The organism is Streptomyces sp. NPDC001157 (genome assembly GCF_053598255.1).
On sequence record NZ_JBSFJW010000004.1, the window covers coordinates 141,656 to 153,871 of the forward strand.

Annotated in this window: 17 protein-coding genes; 4 read left to right on the top strand and 13 right to left on the bottom strand. The window is 69.9% G+C overall.

Annotated elements, in window-relative coordinates; translation table 11 throughout:
- Positions 1-24 precede the first annotated feature (24 nt).
- Both ACWDAG_RS08950 and ACWDAG_RS08955 read right to left on the bottom strand, forming a co-directional pair.
- The gene (locus ACWDAG_RS08950; RefSeq protein WP_450694929.1) at positions 25-717 is read right to left on the bottom strand and encodes a hypothetical protein; all 693 of its coding nucleotides are present in this window, start codon (positions 715-717) and stop codon (positions 25-27) included.
- Positions 714-848 carry a hypothetical protein gene (locus ACWDAG_RS08955; RefSeq protein ID WP_450694930.1) on the bottom strand — a complete coding sequence of 45 codons (135 nt, stop codon included), beginning with the start codon at positions 846-848 and terminating at the stop codon, positions 714-716. The genes ACWDAG_RS08950 and ACWDAG_RS08955 overlap by 4 nt, the downstream gene beginning before the upstream one ends.
- Positions 849-1,025: 177 nt before the next feature.
- Between ACWDAG_RS08955 and dapA the strand changes: the two genes are divergently transcribed.
- On the top strand, positions 1,026-1,922 hold the full coding sequence (gene dapA, locus ACWDAG_RS08960) for a 4-hydroxy-tetrahydrodipicolinate synthase (protein ID WP_450694931.1): 897 nt from the start codon (positions 1,026-1,028) through the stop codon (positions 1,920-1,922).
- A gap of 3 nt (positions 1,923-1,925) precedes the next feature.
- Here dapA and ACWDAG_RS08965 read toward each other — a convergent pair whose 3' ends face one another.
- Complete coding sequence (locus tag ACWDAG_RS08965) at positions 1,926-2,156, bottom strand: hypothetical protein (protein ID WP_450694932.1); 231 nt, start codon at positions 2,154-2,156, stop codon at positions 1,926-1,928.
- A 327-nt stretch (positions 2,157-2,483) separates the two neighbouring features.
- A complete protein-coding gene (locus ACWDAG_RS08970) occupies positions 2,484-2,648 on the bottom strand; it encodes a hypothetical protein (protein ID WP_450694933.1) in 165 nt (54 codons plus the stop codon).
- A 70-nt stretch (positions 2,649-2,718) separates the two neighbouring features.
- On the opposite strand from ACWDAG_RS08970, the gene ACWDAG_RS08975 reads away from it, so the two are divergent.
- Entirely contained in the window at positions 2,719-3,222 is a 504-nt protein-coding gene (locus tag ACWDAG_RS08975; protein ID WP_450694934.1) for a hypothetical protein, read from the top strand.
- A 34-nt stretch (positions 3,223-3,256) separates the two neighbouring features.
- Here ACWDAG_RS08975 and ACWDAG_RS08980 read toward each other — a convergent pair whose 3' ends face one another.
- From ACWDAG_RS08980 to ACWDAG_RS08990, 3 genes are all read right to left on the bottom strand, one after another.
- Positions 3,257-3,685 (bottom strand): hypothetical protein, encoded by a 429-nt coding sequence (locus ACWDAG_RS08980; protein WP_450694935.1) that lies wholly within the window; start codon positions 3,683-3,685, stop codon positions 3,257-3,259.
- Between the two features lie 296 nt (positions 3,686-3,981).
- Positions 3,982-4,971 carry a 2,3,4,5-tetrahydropyridine-2,6-dicarboxylate N-succinyltransferase gene (gene dapD, locus ACWDAG_RS08985; RefSeq protein ID WP_450694936.1) on the bottom strand — a complete coding sequence of 330 codons (990 nt, stop codon included), beginning with the start codon at positions 4,969-4,971 and terminating at the stop codon, positions 3,982-3,984.
- Between the two features lie 109 nt (positions 4,972-5,080).
- Entirely contained in the window at positions 5,081-6,355 is a 1,275-nt protein-coding gene (locus tag ACWDAG_RS08990; RefSeq protein ID WP_450695188.1) for an MFS transporter, read from the bottom strand.
- Between the two features lie 100 nt (positions 6,356-6,455).
- On the opposite strand from ACWDAG_RS08990, the gene ACWDAG_RS08995 reads away from it, so the two are divergent.
- Positions 6,456-7,343, top strand: coding sequence for a winged helix-turn-helix transcriptional regulator (locus ACWDAG_RS08995; RefSeq protein WP_450694937.1), 888 nt, complete (start codon positions 6,456-6,458; stop codon positions 7,341-7,343).
- A gap of 16 nt (positions 7,344-7,359) precedes the next feature.
- On the opposite strand, the gene ACWDAG_RS09000 is transcribed toward ACWDAG_RS08995, so the two are convergent.
- Positions 7,360-7,908 carry a TetR/AcrR family transcriptional regulator gene (locus ACWDAG_RS09000; RefSeq protein ID WP_450694938.1) on the bottom strand — a complete coding sequence of 183 codons (549 nt, stop codon included), beginning with the start codon at positions 7,906-7,908 and terminating at the stop codon, positions 7,360-7,362.
- The gene (locus ACWDAG_RS09005) at positions 7,908-8,228 is read right to left on the bottom strand and encodes a DMT family transporter (protein WP_450694939.1); all 321 of its coding nucleotides are present in this window, start codon (positions 8,226-8,228) and stop codon (positions 7,908-7,910) included. The genes ACWDAG_RS09000 and ACWDAG_RS09005 overlap by 1 nt, the downstream gene beginning before the upstream one ends.
- Before the next feature lie 224 nt (positions 8,229-8,452).
- Here ACWDAG_RS09005 and ACWDAG_RS09010 point away from each other — a divergent pair, with 224 nt between their 5' ends.
- Positions 8,453-9,286, top strand: coding sequence for an AbfB domain-containing protein (locus ACWDAG_RS09010; protein ID WP_450694940.1), 834 nt, complete (start codon positions 8,453-8,455; stop codon positions 9,284-9,286).
- 90 nt (positions 9,287-9,376) lie between these two features.
- On the opposite strand, the gene ACWDAG_RS09015 is transcribed toward ACWDAG_RS09010, so the two are convergent.
- The 4 genes from ACWDAG_RS09015 to sufC are packed head-to-tail and all read right to left on the bottom strand — an operon-like array spanning position 9,377 to position 12,209.
- Positions 9,377-9,709 carry a metal-sulfur cluster assembly factor gene (locus ACWDAG_RS09015; protein ID WP_037708299.1) on the bottom strand — a complete coding sequence of 111 codons (333 nt, stop codon included), beginning with the start codon at positions 9,707-9,709 and terminating at the stop codon, positions 9,377-9,379.
- A complete protein-coding gene (gene sufU / locus ACWDAG_RS09020; protein ID WP_099927977.1) occupies positions 9,706-10,173 on the bottom strand; it encodes a Fe-S cluster assembly sulfur transfer protein SufU in 468 nt (155 codons plus the stop codon). The genes ACWDAG_RS09015 and sufU overlap by 4 nt, the downstream gene beginning before the upstream one ends.
- A gap of 18 nt (positions 10,174-10,191) precedes the next feature.
- A complete protein-coding gene (locus ACWDAG_RS09025; RefSeq protein ID WP_450694941.1) occupies positions 10,192-11,448 on the bottom strand; it encodes a cysteine desulfurase in 1,257 nt (418 codons plus the stop codon).
- Complete coding sequence (sufC, locus tag ACWDAG_RS09030) at positions 11,445-12,209, bottom strand: Fe-S cluster assembly ATPase SufC (RefSeq protein WP_030933405.1); 765 nt, start codon at positions 12,207-12,209, stop codon at positions 11,445-11,447. The genes ACWDAG_RS09025 and sufC overlap by 4 nt, the downstream gene beginning before the upstream one ends.
- Positions 12,210-12,216 lie beyond the last annotated feature (7 nt).

The window sequence follows — 12,216 nt, forward strand, 5'->3', positions numbered from 1 at the left end:
CCCGGGTACCCCTGTCGACCTCCGCTACCCCTGTCGGCCACCGCCCGGCCCGCGCTCGCCGAGCCGGCCGAGCTGGGTCTGGAACCAGTCGAGGCGGGCCTGCAACAGGGCTGCCTCGGCGACGAGTTCGGGCACCCCGAGCCCCTCGGGCACCGCGAGGTCCCCCGTCGGCAGTGCGGCGCCGCTGCCCGCCACCACCCGCAGTCCCTCCCCGGCCAGCCGCGCAAAGGCAGCGAGCGAGACGGACGTACGGCCGCGGACGCAGCCCGCGCACGAGGGGGCCAGCGCACGCCAGCCGGGCCGGCCCCAGCCCGCGTCGGCCAGGGCGGCGGCGACCGTGCCGCACACGCAGGGGCCGACCGTGGCGGTCCGCACCCGCTGGCGGGCATAGCGGAAGCCGCGCTCGAAGCGGATGTAGCGGCCGAGAACCAGGACCTCCAGCAGGACGGCCGCCCGGTGCTCGGCCGTGCACAGCAGCGCCTCGGCCGCCGTGCGGTCGTGCACGCAGTGGAAGCCGCAGTCGCAGCGGCGGTGCGGTGCCCGGTGGCGCAGACCGTAGACACAGGACGCGTCGGCCAGGACTCCGTACGGCAGCGCGCCGCCCAGCGACACACCGGTGAACCCGGCCCGGGTGCCGTCCTGGGACAGCACCGGGTGGGCGATCTTGTATCCGGTCGGCGGCTCCGTCGGGCGTTCCTCCGGAAGCCGCACTCTCATCGGGCCGCCGGAACCTCTTCGCGCGCGGACGCCTCGACGTCCTGGGTCTCCTCCGGCAGTTCGAGCTCTTCCTCATGGATGCGCGGCTGTTCCTCCGCGACTCCGGTGGCCAGTGCCTTGCCGAGCTTCATGACGCCTCCATGGGCCGATGCCGATGACCGTCACGACCATGCTGACCCATGGCGGGCGAAATGGACATAGGGCCTGGACGGACATGGCTTCTCGCCTGCCGCAGCACAGCAACGCTTATCAATATCTCGTAGAAGAATTAAGTGGAGCTTCACTGTCGGCCCGCCGAGACTGAGAACATGACAACTGACGCCCCCGCTCCCTTCGGCCGTGCGCTCTGCGCGATGATCACCCCCTTCACCGAGGAGGGCGCACTCGATCTCGACGGGGCGCAGCGGCTCGCCGACCACCTGGTCTCCCGGGGGTGCGACGGTCTGGTGCTCTCCGGTACGACGGGCGAGTCGCCGACCACCACGGACGCCGAGAAGGCGGCGCTGGTCGAGGCGGTCCGGGAGGCGGTGGGCGGCCGGGCCTCGGTCGTGGCGGGCGTCGGCACCTTCGACACCCGGCACACCGTGGAGCTCGCCCGGGAGGCCGAAAAGGCGGGCGCGGACGGCGTGCTGGTGGTCAGCCCGTACTACAGCAGGCCCCCGCAGGACGCACTGGAGGAGCACTTCCGGACGGTGGCGGACGCCTCCGGGCTGCCGGTCGTGCTGTACGACATCCCGGCCCGCACCGGCACCCGCATCGAACCGGACACGCTGATCCGGCTGGCCGAGCACCCCCGGATCGTGGCGGTCAAGGACTGCTCCTACGACTTCCTCGCGGCCCAGAAGGTGCTGTCCCGAACGGAGTTGGCGTACTACGCGGGCTGCGACGAACACAACCTCGCCCTGTACGCGGTGGGCGGAGCGGGCTACATCAGCACGGTCGCGAACGTGGTTCCGGAACAACTCCGCCCGGTCATCGACGCGTTCGAGGCGGGCGACACCCCCGTCTCCGCCCGCCTCCAGCAACGCGCCACGCCGCTCATCGAGTTGATGATGTCGGCGGGCCTGCCCGGCACGGTCACCGCGAAGGCGCTCCTCGGCCGACTCGGCCTGCCCGCGGGAACCGTCCGCGCCCCCCTGCGGCCCGCCGGCCGCGAGGCGGTCGACGGGCTGCTGGCGGCCTACGAGGAGCTCACGGCCGAGTGACCGCTAGGGCTGAGCGAAGAGCGGCTCCCACCGCCCGGCGGCCCCCTCGTTGCCCCTGCGGAAACCGCTGAGCGGCACCTCCTTGTCGCTGCCGATGGTCACCGGCACCAGCCGCTGGTGGAACTCGTTGATGCCCGGGACGATGTCCTGGGCGATCAGCCACTCCTCCCCACCCCGGGCAAGCAGTTGCTGCCCCTTCACCTCGGTTTCGCGCCGGTGACACACGGTGAACACGCGGTGGGCAGTCGCACGTGTGCGTGGGTTTGATGCTCGTGAAGCTGGTGGTGCAGGTCAGGCTGCTGCCGACGCCCGTGCAGGCGGCGGCACTTGAGGCGACCTTACGCGCCTGCAACGAAGCGGCGACCTGGGCCAGCGGCGCAGCTTTCGAGAAGGACGTGAAATGGCCCGCTGGGGGCTGGGGGCTGGGGGCGCAGGCCGCCCAGCATGTCGTCAAGAAGACGCGACGTACACCTCGCGCACCTGCGCCGAGTGCGGCCACCTCGACAAGGCGAACCGGGTCTCTCAGGCCTGGTTCGCGTGCCGGAACCGCGGATCCGTTGATCACGCAGTTCGGAACAGCTCCCGCAACATCCGCGCCAGAGCGTGGGAGTTGTGGCGGCGCGGGGCGCAGTCAACCGCCCCGGACTTCAGTCCCGGGTCGTTGACCAGAGCCGACGACCTGCTGTCCACGAACTCGCGGAAGCTGTCCGGCCCTTCGGCATTCATCGTCACCTTCGTGTCCGGCCGTCCGCGGCTACACCTGCCATGACGAAGAATTTTTCCGTACGTTGTTGCTGTGAGCCGCCCCCTGCTGTTCCTCGACGTCGACGGCCCGCTCAACCCGTGGGCCGCACAGCCGGAACGACGCCCCGAGGGCTATACGACGATCCGGGTGGCCCTGCACCCCGGCCGGCCCCTGCGGGTCTGGCTGAACCCGTCCCACGGCCCGGCGCTCCTCTCCCTGGACTACGACCTCTGCTGGGCCACGACCTGGATGGACGCCGCCAACCGCTGGATCGCCCCGGTCATCGGCCTGCCCGAGCTGCCGTACGTCGACTTCGGGGCGGGCCTGTTCGCGCTCCGGCCCGACGGGGTGCACTGGAAGACGGAGGCGATCGTGGCGTACGCCGAGGGCCGCCCGTTCGCCTGGGTGGACGACGAGCAGAGCCCGGCGGACGAGGAGTACGTGACCGCACACCACCCGGCCCCCGCGCTCCTGCACCATGTCAGCCCGCGACGGGGGCTGCGCGAGGAGGACTTCGCCGCGCTGGCGGAGTTCGCGGCGGCCATGAGGGCATGAAACCTGGACGGGCGGCCTCATGCCTGCGGCGCCGTCAGAAGGTGCCGGGGATGTTGAGAGTGAGGTTGTTGGTGCTGTCGGTGACCGAGACGTTGGTGAACTCGACGGTCATCGGCGGGCTGCACGACGGCGAGAAGGTAGCCGTCGCCGACAGTGTGTAATCGGCCTTGCCGTTCTGCACCGGAGTGTCCTTGGCAGCGCTGACGGACGTCTTGTTGACCGCATGCGGGTGGTTGCCGCCGCCGTTGATGCACAGGGCGGTGGCATTCAGGACGACATGGATCTGAGCTTCGTCGCCGAGCCCGGCCTCCTTGGCGCTGACGGTCAGAGTGTCATCGGACCGGCTCACAGTGGTATCCGACTTGATGAAGTGCGGACTGCCCGCGTAAGCGGGACCCGCAAGCAGCGACACGGCGGTCATCGCCGTCGCCGCGGGAAGCAGGAACAGTGCGCTTCGTCGCATGAGAAATCGCCTCATTCGCAGCGCGATTCGACGTGTGGATGTGCCCGAAGGCGTCGGCCGGAAGTCCGGCCACATGAATCCCGCCCTTGGCTGCTGCACGCGCTGCGGCGGACCGCGCTGTCGGGGCACGCCTGTACGGCGAGACGCGAGAAGCCTCGCCGTACCCCAGCGGGTGCCGGTGCCCGGCCCCGCGACGCCGTTCCCGATCAACACTGCCACCCTGCCATAAGAGGGGCATAAACGACGTTACGCCCCCCTCTGGGGTGTGCAAGTTCGGCGGCGACGCCCGCCGGTGATCAGTTGTGGCTGTGCAGGATCTCGTTCAGACCGCCCCAGACCGCGTTGTTCGGGCGGGCCTCGACCGTGCCGGTGACCGAGTTGCGGCGGAAGAGGATATTGGAGGCGCCGGAGAGTTCACGGGCCTTGACGATCTGCCCGTCGGGCATGGTCACGCGGGTGCCCGCGGTGACGTACAGCCCGGCCTCGACGACGCACTCGTCGCCGAGCGCGATGCCGACGCCCGCCTCGGCGCCGATCAGGCAGCGCTCGCCGATGGTGATGCGGACGTTGCCGCCGCCGGACAGCGTGCCCATGGTGGAGGCGCCACCGCCGATGTCGGAGCCGTCGCCGATGACGACGCCCGCGGAGATACGGCCCTCGACCATGGACGTGCCGAGCGTGCCGGCGTTGAAGTTGACGAAGCCCTCGTGCATGACGGTGGTGCCCGCGGCGAGGTGCGCACCGAGCCGCACCCGGTCGGCGTCGGCGATACGGACGCCCTTGGGAGCGACGTAGTCCGTCATGCGCGGGAACTTGTCGACAGAGGTCACCTGGAGGTGCAGACCCTCGGCACGGGCGTTGAGCCGCACCTTCTCGATCTCGTCGACGGCGACCGGGCCGAGCGAGGTCCAGGCGACGTTGGGCAGCAGGCCGAAGATGCCGTCCAGGCTCTGGCCGTGCGGCTGGACCAGGCGGTGCGAGAGCAGGTGCAGCCGCAGGTAGGCGTCGTGCGTGTCGATCGGCTTCTCGTCGAGCGAGGAGATGACCGTGCGCACCGCGACGACCTCGACGCCCCGGCGGGCGTCCGGCCCGATCGCCTTCGCCGCACCGTCCCCGAGCAGCTCCACGGCCTTCTCCACAGACAGCCGCTCGGTCCCGGCCGGACCGGCCTCCTCGCTCAGCACGGGCGCGGGGAACCAGGTGTCGAGAACAGTGCCGTCAGTGGCGATCGTGGCGAGCCCGGCGCCCACGGCGCCGGTGGTACGAGGAGCAGTCGTGTCGGTCATGAGGGCAACCTAACCGCCCGAACCCCACCCAGGCCAACCGATGGCGCCCCCGTCTCAGGTAACGGGCGGGCCCCCACCCAGCCCGTCCGGCGTTTGAGGACGAGGCCGTTCAGGCCGAAGGGGGGTCTGGGGGCGCAGCTCCCAGCGGGGCCGAAGGGGCAGCGCCCCTGGGACGGGACGGGTAGGGGCGGCGGGGGCGAGAACCTCCCAGGACCCCGGCGGCCGCGGGCGAACGTCCGGCAGCCAACAGCACCGCACCCCCAGCCACCACCCCCACCCCCGCACACACCGGCCACAACACCCCCGGCGCCGCCTCATACAGCACCCCACCCAACGGCGCAGCCAACACCACCCCACTGATCGACACCCCGGCATACAGCGACTGAAACCGCCCCAGCACATGCTCCGGCGCCTGATCAGCGACATAAGCCGTGGCAGTCGTCTTGTACAGCACCTCCCCCAAGGTCAGCAGCCCCATCATCACCACCGCCGTACCGACCCCGGCCCCCACCAGCAGCACCCCATATCCCCCACCCACCAACAACAGCCCGCACCCCACGATCCGCAACGGCGCCAGCCGCCGCAGCACCACCGCCACCGGCAGCTCCAGACACAGCAGCACTCCCCCGTTGATCGCGAGCAGCGCCCCGTACACCCGCGCATCCATCCCGTGATCCGCGAGAAACAGAGGAAACGTGGAGTACTGCTGCCGATAGACGACGTCGATCACCAGAATCGCCGGCAGCAGCACCAACACCGCGGGCCGAGCCCGAAGCGCCGCCCACACCCCACCCCGCCGCTCCCCACGCCCCGCCCGCCCCCGCCCGGCAGCCCCCCGCGCCGGCACCACCCGCGCCGTCCAGCACGCCAGCCCCAGGCTCCCGAGCCCCTCGGCGACGTACAGCCAGTCGTACGAGAAGCGGGTGGCGACCAGCGCCCCGAGGACCGGCCCCAGAGTGAACCCCCCGTTCGCCGCGGCCCGCACCACGGCGAACGCCTGCCGCCGCGCCCCCTCGGGCACGATGACCGCGACGAGCGCGGAGTTGGCCGCGCGCTGCACCCCGGACGCGTACTGGGACAGCGGCAGTGCGGCGAACAGCAGCGAGGTCGGCAGCAGCGGCACGGCGGCCAGCACCAGCCCGGACACCGCGGCGCCCGCGAGCAGCACCCGCCGGTGCCCGAACCGGTCTCCGTACCAGCCGCCGGTGAAGTTCCCCGCCACCAGCCCAGCCCCCGCGACGCCGCTGAGCAGGCCCGCCTGGCCCGTGCCCAGCCCCCTCGGCCCGGTCAGATACAGGAACGTGTAGGCGAAGCTCACGCTCACGACCATGTTCACGAAGGTCCCGCAGGCCAGCAGCCAGACCGTCCGCGGCACTTCTCGCAGACCTCGCACTCGTCCCCCAGTGAGTTCCTTTTAGGAACTTACTATGGAGGCATGACAACCTCGGGTCAACCACGACCTGTGCACGAAGGGACGGGAATCCATGGCCCGCAGGACGAGCCTTGAGGACGCCACCTGCGCCATCGCCCAGGCCCTGGACGTGGTCGGCGACTGGTGGACGCTGCTGATCGTCCGGGACGCGGCACGCGGAGTGCACCGCTTCGACGAGCTGCAGGCCGAACTCGGCGTGTCCAGAAAGGTGTTGACCGAGCGGTTGCGCCTTCTCGTGGAGGCGGACGTGCTCTCCCGGGTGCCGTACCAGGAGCGCCCCGTCCGCCACGAGTACCGCCTCACCCCGCGCGGCCGTGCCCTGCTCCCCGTCCTGATCGCCCTTCAGGACTGGGGCGATGCCTGGGTCCTGGGCGACGGGAGCACGACGGCCACGACCGCCGAGGCGTCCGCCGAGGCCCAGCGGGTGCACGAACTGGTCGGCGAACGGATCCCCGAGCTCCGGCTCCCGGGCCACACGGGCGGGTTGCTCGACCCGGTCGCCGCCGACAGCCCGTACACCGTCCTGTACTGCTTCCCCGGCGCCTACGCCCGCGCCGACTCCTACCCGCCGGGCTGGACGGACATCCCCGGCACGCCCGGCTGCACCCTGGAGTCCTGCACCTATCGCGACCGGCTCGCCGAGTTCACCGCCGCGGGGGCCGCCGTGCACGGTGTCTCCACCCAACGCCCGGACGAACAGCGGGCGTTCGCGGAGAAGGAGGGGCTGCACTTCCCGCTGTTGTCGGACGCCGGGCTGTCGCTCATCGCCGCACTGCGGCTGCCGACGTTCCGCGCGGCGGGGGCCAGCCGGCTGAAGCGGCTCACGCTGATCGTGGACCGGGAGCGGGTCGTACGGGAGGTGCAGTACCCGGTGACGGACATCGCGGGAAGCGTGGCGGGCGCCCTGGCCACGGTCCGGCGTCTCGCCTCGGAGGAATGACGCGGGCGGCGCCGGCTCATGAACGGGGGCCGGGGATCATCCGCGCCAGCACCTCGCGCGCGTACTCCTCGTCATAGGGCGCCCCCGTCAGCAGCACCTGCAGACAGATGCCGTCCATCAGCGCGACCAGCCCCCGGGCCGTCACCGGGTCGGTGTGCCGGGCGATCTGTTCGGCGACGTCATCGGCCCATTCGGCGGCCACCGGGCGCAGGGCGGGGCGGCGCAGGGCGGCGAGATAGAGCTCGTACTCCAGCTCGACGCCGGTGCGGTCGCCGGCGAGCCACTCGCCCAGACAGCCCGCGAGTTCGGCGGCGAGGTCGGGCCGCGGATCCTCCAGGCCGCCGCGGGAGGCGACCACGTCGGCGAAGCCCTCGCTCGCCTGCCGCAGCGCGGCGACCATCAGCTCGTCGAGGGTCTTGAAGTGGTACGTCGTCGAACCGAGCGGCACGTCGGCCTCGGCGGCGGCGGAGCGGTGGCTCAGCCCGGTCAGGCCCTTCTCGCCCACCACCCGGATCGCCGCGTCGATGATCCGCTGCCGCCGGTCGGGGTCGTAGCGGCGGGGCATCAGTGCGCGCCTCCCAGGTTGAGCACCACGACCCCGACGATGATCAGCCCGATCCCCACGGCCTTCGGGACGGTCAGGCCCTCGCCGAGGAAGAGGATGCCGATGGCCACGATGGCCGCGGTGCCGAGGCCGGCCCAGATCGCGTAGGCCGTGCCGACCGGGATGGTCTTCAGCGTCTGGGCGAGCAGCCAGAAGGAGACGCCGTATCCGACGAGCGTCAGCACGGACGGCCACAGCTTGCTGAAGCCGTGGCTGAACTTCATGGCGGTGGTACCGCCCACCTCGGCGGCGATGGCCGCGAAAAGCATCAGGAGTGCCATGTGTACGAGCGTACACAATGATGCGTACGACCGTACACAACGGCACGTCGACGCCGAGAGATCCGTAAGCCCGCATTCCGCATGAGGAGGTTCAACTTTCATGGAAATCGCTCACTCAAACGACTCCCCGCGATCTCCCCTCTCCACTAAGGTTTCACCGCTCACTCACCTCACCCCCACCTCACCCCCGGCCGCCGCCTCGGGCGCCGCTGGAGAAACAGCGCATGCCAGAAACCACCCCCGAGCCACCCCGGAACCAGCCCTGGGACAACGGCTGGTCCCCCGACACCTCCCGAGCCCCGGGAACCCGAAGACTCTGGCTGGCCGGCGCGCTGGCCCTGGCCACGATCGTCGCGTGCGCGACGGCGATAACCGTGATGGACAAGGACTCTGACCGCCCGTCACGGGCGTCCGGGACCCCGTCGTCGCCCGTCGCCGAAACGCCCCCCGGCCTGATCTCCTTCGCCACCCCGTCCACGAACGGCGTCAAGACACCCGCCGGGAAGAGCGGCCTGTCGTCCGCACAGACCAGCTCCTCCCCCGCGCCCGGCCCGCACGACTCGGCGGCCGGCGGCACCGAGCCGTCCAAGTCGCCCAAGCCTCACGCGAGTTCGCCGAGCCACCACTCGAAACCGTCGGCCGCCTACAGGTCCCTGCAGTCGGTGAACTACCCCGACCGCTACTGGCACGTGAGCGGCGACTACGTGAAGCTCGACCCGCCGACCGGCTCGGAGTCCCGCCAGGGCTCCACCTTCAAGGTGGTCAGGGGCCTGGCGGACAGCTCTTGTTATTCGTTCGTCACGCACGACGGCAAGTACCTGCGCCACCGCAACTTCCTGCTCCGCGACGAACCGAACGACGGCTCCGGCCTCTTCAAGCAGGACGCCACCTTCTGCCCCCGCGCCTCCGCCTACTCGGGAGCGGTCATGCTGGAGTCGGTGAACTATCCGGGCCGCTTCCTGCGGCACCAGAACTTCCAGCTGGAGCTTGACCCTTACCAGTACGGCGACGGCTACCGGGCGGATTCGGCGTTCCGGTTGGTGGCCGGCCTGGCCTGAGGACACAACATCTGAGGCCACAGCACCTGATGACACAACAACGGCGACGCCCTGAGGGCGTCGCCGTTGTCTTGAACGAGTGCGTGGGACTCAGACGTTGAACCCGAGTGCCCGCAGCTGCTCCCGCCCGTCGTCCGTGATCTTGTCGGGGCCCCACGGCGGCATCCACACCCAGTTGATGCGCAGCTCGCTGACGAGGCCGTCCGTGGCGGACTTGGCCTGGTCCTCGATGACGTCCGTCAGCGGACAGGCCGCCGACGTCAGCGTCATGTCGAGCGTCGCGATGTTCGCGTCGTCGATGTGAATGCCGTAGATCAGGCCGAGGTTGACGACATCGATACCCAGCTCGGGGTCGACGACGTCGTACAGCGCCTCGCGGATCTCTTCCTCCGAGGCCGGCTTCATCTCAACGGTCTCGCTCATGCCGTCTTCCTTTCGGCGTCGGCTCCGCCCAGGGCCTGGGCCGTCGCGTCCTTCCACGCCATCCAGCTGAGGAGGGCGCACTTGACCCGGGCCGGGTACTTGGAGACACCGGAGAACGCGACCGCGTCCTCCAGCACCTCCTCCATCGCGTCGTCCGGCTCGATCCGGCCCTTGGACTGCATCAGCTCCAGGAAGGTCTCCTGGATCTTCTGGGCGTCCGCAAGGTCCTTGCCGACCAGCAGTTCGTTCAGGACGGAGGCCGAGGCCTGGCTGATCGAGCAGCCCTGGCCCTCGTAGGAGACGTCCTCGATCTTCGTGCCGTCGTACTTCACACGCAGGGTGATCTCGTCGCCGCACGTCGGGTTCACGTGGTGCACCTCGGCGTCGCCATCCCGAAGACCACGCCCGTGCGGGTTCTTGTAGTGGTCCAGGATGACTTCCTGGTACATCGAGTCCAGCTTCACTGTCTCAGCTCACGTCCCTCAGCCGAAGAAGTTCCGTACGTGCTCCAGTCCGTCGACCAGAGCGTCGATCTCGGCCGGCGTGGAGTACAGATAGAACGACGCTCGCGTGGTCGCAGGAATTCCGTAACGCAGGCAGACCGGCCGCGCGCAGTGGTGGCCGACACGGACCGCGATGCCCTGCTCGTCGAGGACCTGGCCCACGTCGTGCGGGTGGATGTCGCCGAGCGTGAAGGAGATCGCCGCGCCGCGGTCCTCGGCCGTGGTGGGGCCGATGATCCGCAGGTCCGGGACCTCGCTCAGCCGCTTCACCGCGTACTCGGTGAGGGCGTGCTCGTGGGCGAGGATCTTGTCCATGCCGATCGAGGAGAGGTAGTCGATCGCCGCGCCCAGGCCGACCGCCTGCGCGATCGGCGGGGTGCCCGCCTCGAACTTGTGCGGGGCGGGAGCGTACGTCGACGAGTGCATCGACACCGTCTCGATCATCTCGCCGCCGCCCAGGAACGGGGGCAGGTCCTCCAGCAGCTCCTGCCGGCCCCACAGGACGCCGATGCCGGTCGGGCCGCACATCTTGTGGCCGGTGAAGGCCACGAAGTCGGCCTGCAGCGACTGCACGTCCAGCGGCATGTGCGGGGCGGCCTGCGAGGCGTCGATGCAGACCAGCGCACCGACCTCCTGGGCGCGTCGGACTATCGCCTCGACCGGGTTGACCGTGCCGAGGATGTTCGACACCAGCACGAAGGAGACGATCTTCGTCTTCTCCGTGATGATCTCGTCGATGTTGGAGAGGTCCAGGCGGCCGTCGTCGGTCAGGCCGAACCACTTCAGCTTCGCGCCCGTGCGCTGCGAGAGCAGCTGCCACGGCACGATGTTGGAGTGGTGCTCCATCTCCGTGATGACGATCTCGGTCTCGTGGTCCACGCGGTAGGGCTCGTCGGCCCAGCCCAGCATGTTCGCCACGAGGTTGAGCGACTCGGAGGCGTTCTTGGTGAAGATCACCTCGTCGCGGCTCGGCGCGTTGATGAACGACGCGACCTTGTCCCGCGCGCCCTCGTACAGCGCCGTGGCCTCCTCGGCGAGCACATGCACACCGCGGTGGACGTTGGCGTTGTAGCGCTCGTAGTACTCGTTCAGGGCGTCCAGCACCTGGCGCGGCTTCTGCGAGGTCGCCGCGTTGTCCAGGTACACGAGCTTCTGCCCGTCGTGGACCTGTCGGTCCAGGATGGGGAAGTCCTTGCGGATCGCCTCAGTGTCGAGGAGGCCCGGCAGCAGTGTCACGCGGATGCGCCACCCTTCGTGTATGCCTCGTAGCCCTCGTCCTCCAGCTTGTCGGCGAGCTCGGCGCCGCCGGACTCGACGATGCGCCCGCCGGAGAAGACGTGGACGTGGTCGGGCTTGATGTAGCGCAGGATGCGCGTGTAGTGCGTGATCAGCAGGGTGCCGACCTCGCCGGTCTCGCGGACGCGGTTGACGCCCTCGGAGACGACACGAAGGGCGTCGACGTCGAGGCCGGAGTCGGTCTCGTCGAGGATCGCGATCTTCGGCTTGAGCAGTTCGAGCTGGAGGATCTCGTGGCGCTTCTTCTCACCGCCGGAGAAGCCCTCGTTGACGTTGCGCTCGGCGAAGGACGGGTCCATGGAGAGGCGCTCCATGGTCTCCTTGACCTCCTTCACCCAGGTGCGCAGCTTGGGGGCCTCGCCGCGGATCGCCGTGGCGGACGTGCGGAGGAAGTTCGACACGGACACACCGGGAACCTCGACCGGGTACTGCATCGCCAGGAACAGGCCCGCGCGGGCGCGCTCGTCGACGGACATCTCCAGGACGTCCTCGCCGTCGAGGGTGACGGTGCCGCCGGTGATCGTGTACTTCGGGTGGCCCGCGAGGGAGTAGGCGAGGGTCGACTTGCCGGAGCCGTTGGGGCCCATGATGGCGTGCGTCTCGCCCTGCTTCACGGTGAGGTCGACGCCCTTGAGGATCTCCTTCGTGGCGTTGTCGGCCTCGACGGTGACGTGCAGGTCGCGGATTTCAAGCGTTGCCATGGGTGCC

What these genes read in the sequence shown, in the direction of transcription:
- sufC (WP_030933405.1), bottom strand. Translation starts at nt 12,209, where the DNA reads ATGGCAACGCTTGAAATCCGCGACCTGCACGTCACCGTCGAGGCCGAC.
- ACWDAG_RS09000 (WP_450694938.1), bottom strand. Translation starts at nt 7,908, where the DNA reads ATGCCCCGCCGCTACGACCCCGACCGGCGGCAGCGGATCATCGACGCG.
- ACWDAG_RS08980 (WP_450694935.1), bottom strand. Translation starts at nt 3,685, where the DNA reads ATGCGACGAAGCGCACTGTTCCTGCTTCCCGCGGCGACGGCGATGACC.
- ACWDAG_RS08970 (WP_450694933.1), bottom strand. Translation starts at nt 2,648, where the DNA reads ATGAATGCCGAAGGGCCGGACAGCTTCCGCGAGTTCGTGGACAGCAGG.
- ACWDAG_RS09015 (WP_037708299.1), bottom strand. Translation starts at nt 9,709, where the DNA reads ATGAGCGAGACCGTTGAGATGAAGCCGGCCTCGGAGGAAGAGATCCGC.
- ACWDAG_RS08950 (WP_450694929.1), bottom strand. Translation starts at nt 717, where the DNA reads ATGAGAGTGCGGCTTCCGGAGGAACGCCCGACGGAGCCGCCGACCGGA.
- ACWDAG_RS08995 (WP_450694937.1), top strand. Translation starts at nt 6,456, where the DNA reads ATGGCCCGCAGGACGAGCCTTGAGGACGCCACCTGCGCCATCGCCCAG.
- ACWDAG_RS08955 (WP_450694930.1), bottom strand. Translation starts at nt 848, where the DNA reads ATGAAGCTCGGCAAGGCACTGGCCACCGGAGTCGCGGAGGAACAGCCG.
- dapA (WP_450694931.1), top strand. Translation starts at nt 1,026, where the DNA reads ATGACAACTGACGCCCCCGCTCCCTTCGGCCGTGCGCTCTGCGCGATG.
- dapD (WP_450694936.1), bottom strand. Translation starts at nt 4,971, where the DNA reads ATGACCGACACGACTGCTCCTCGTACCACCGGCGCCGTGGGCGCCGGG.
- ACWDAG_RS09005 (WP_450694939.1), bottom strand. Translation starts at nt 8,228, where the DNA reads ATGGCACTCCTGATGCTTTTCGCGGCCATCGCCGCCGAGGTGGGCGGT.
- ACWDAG_RS09010 (WP_450694940.1), top strand. Translation starts at nt 8,453, where the DNA reads ATGCCAGAAACCACCCCCGAGCCACCCCGGAACCAGCCCTGGGACAAC.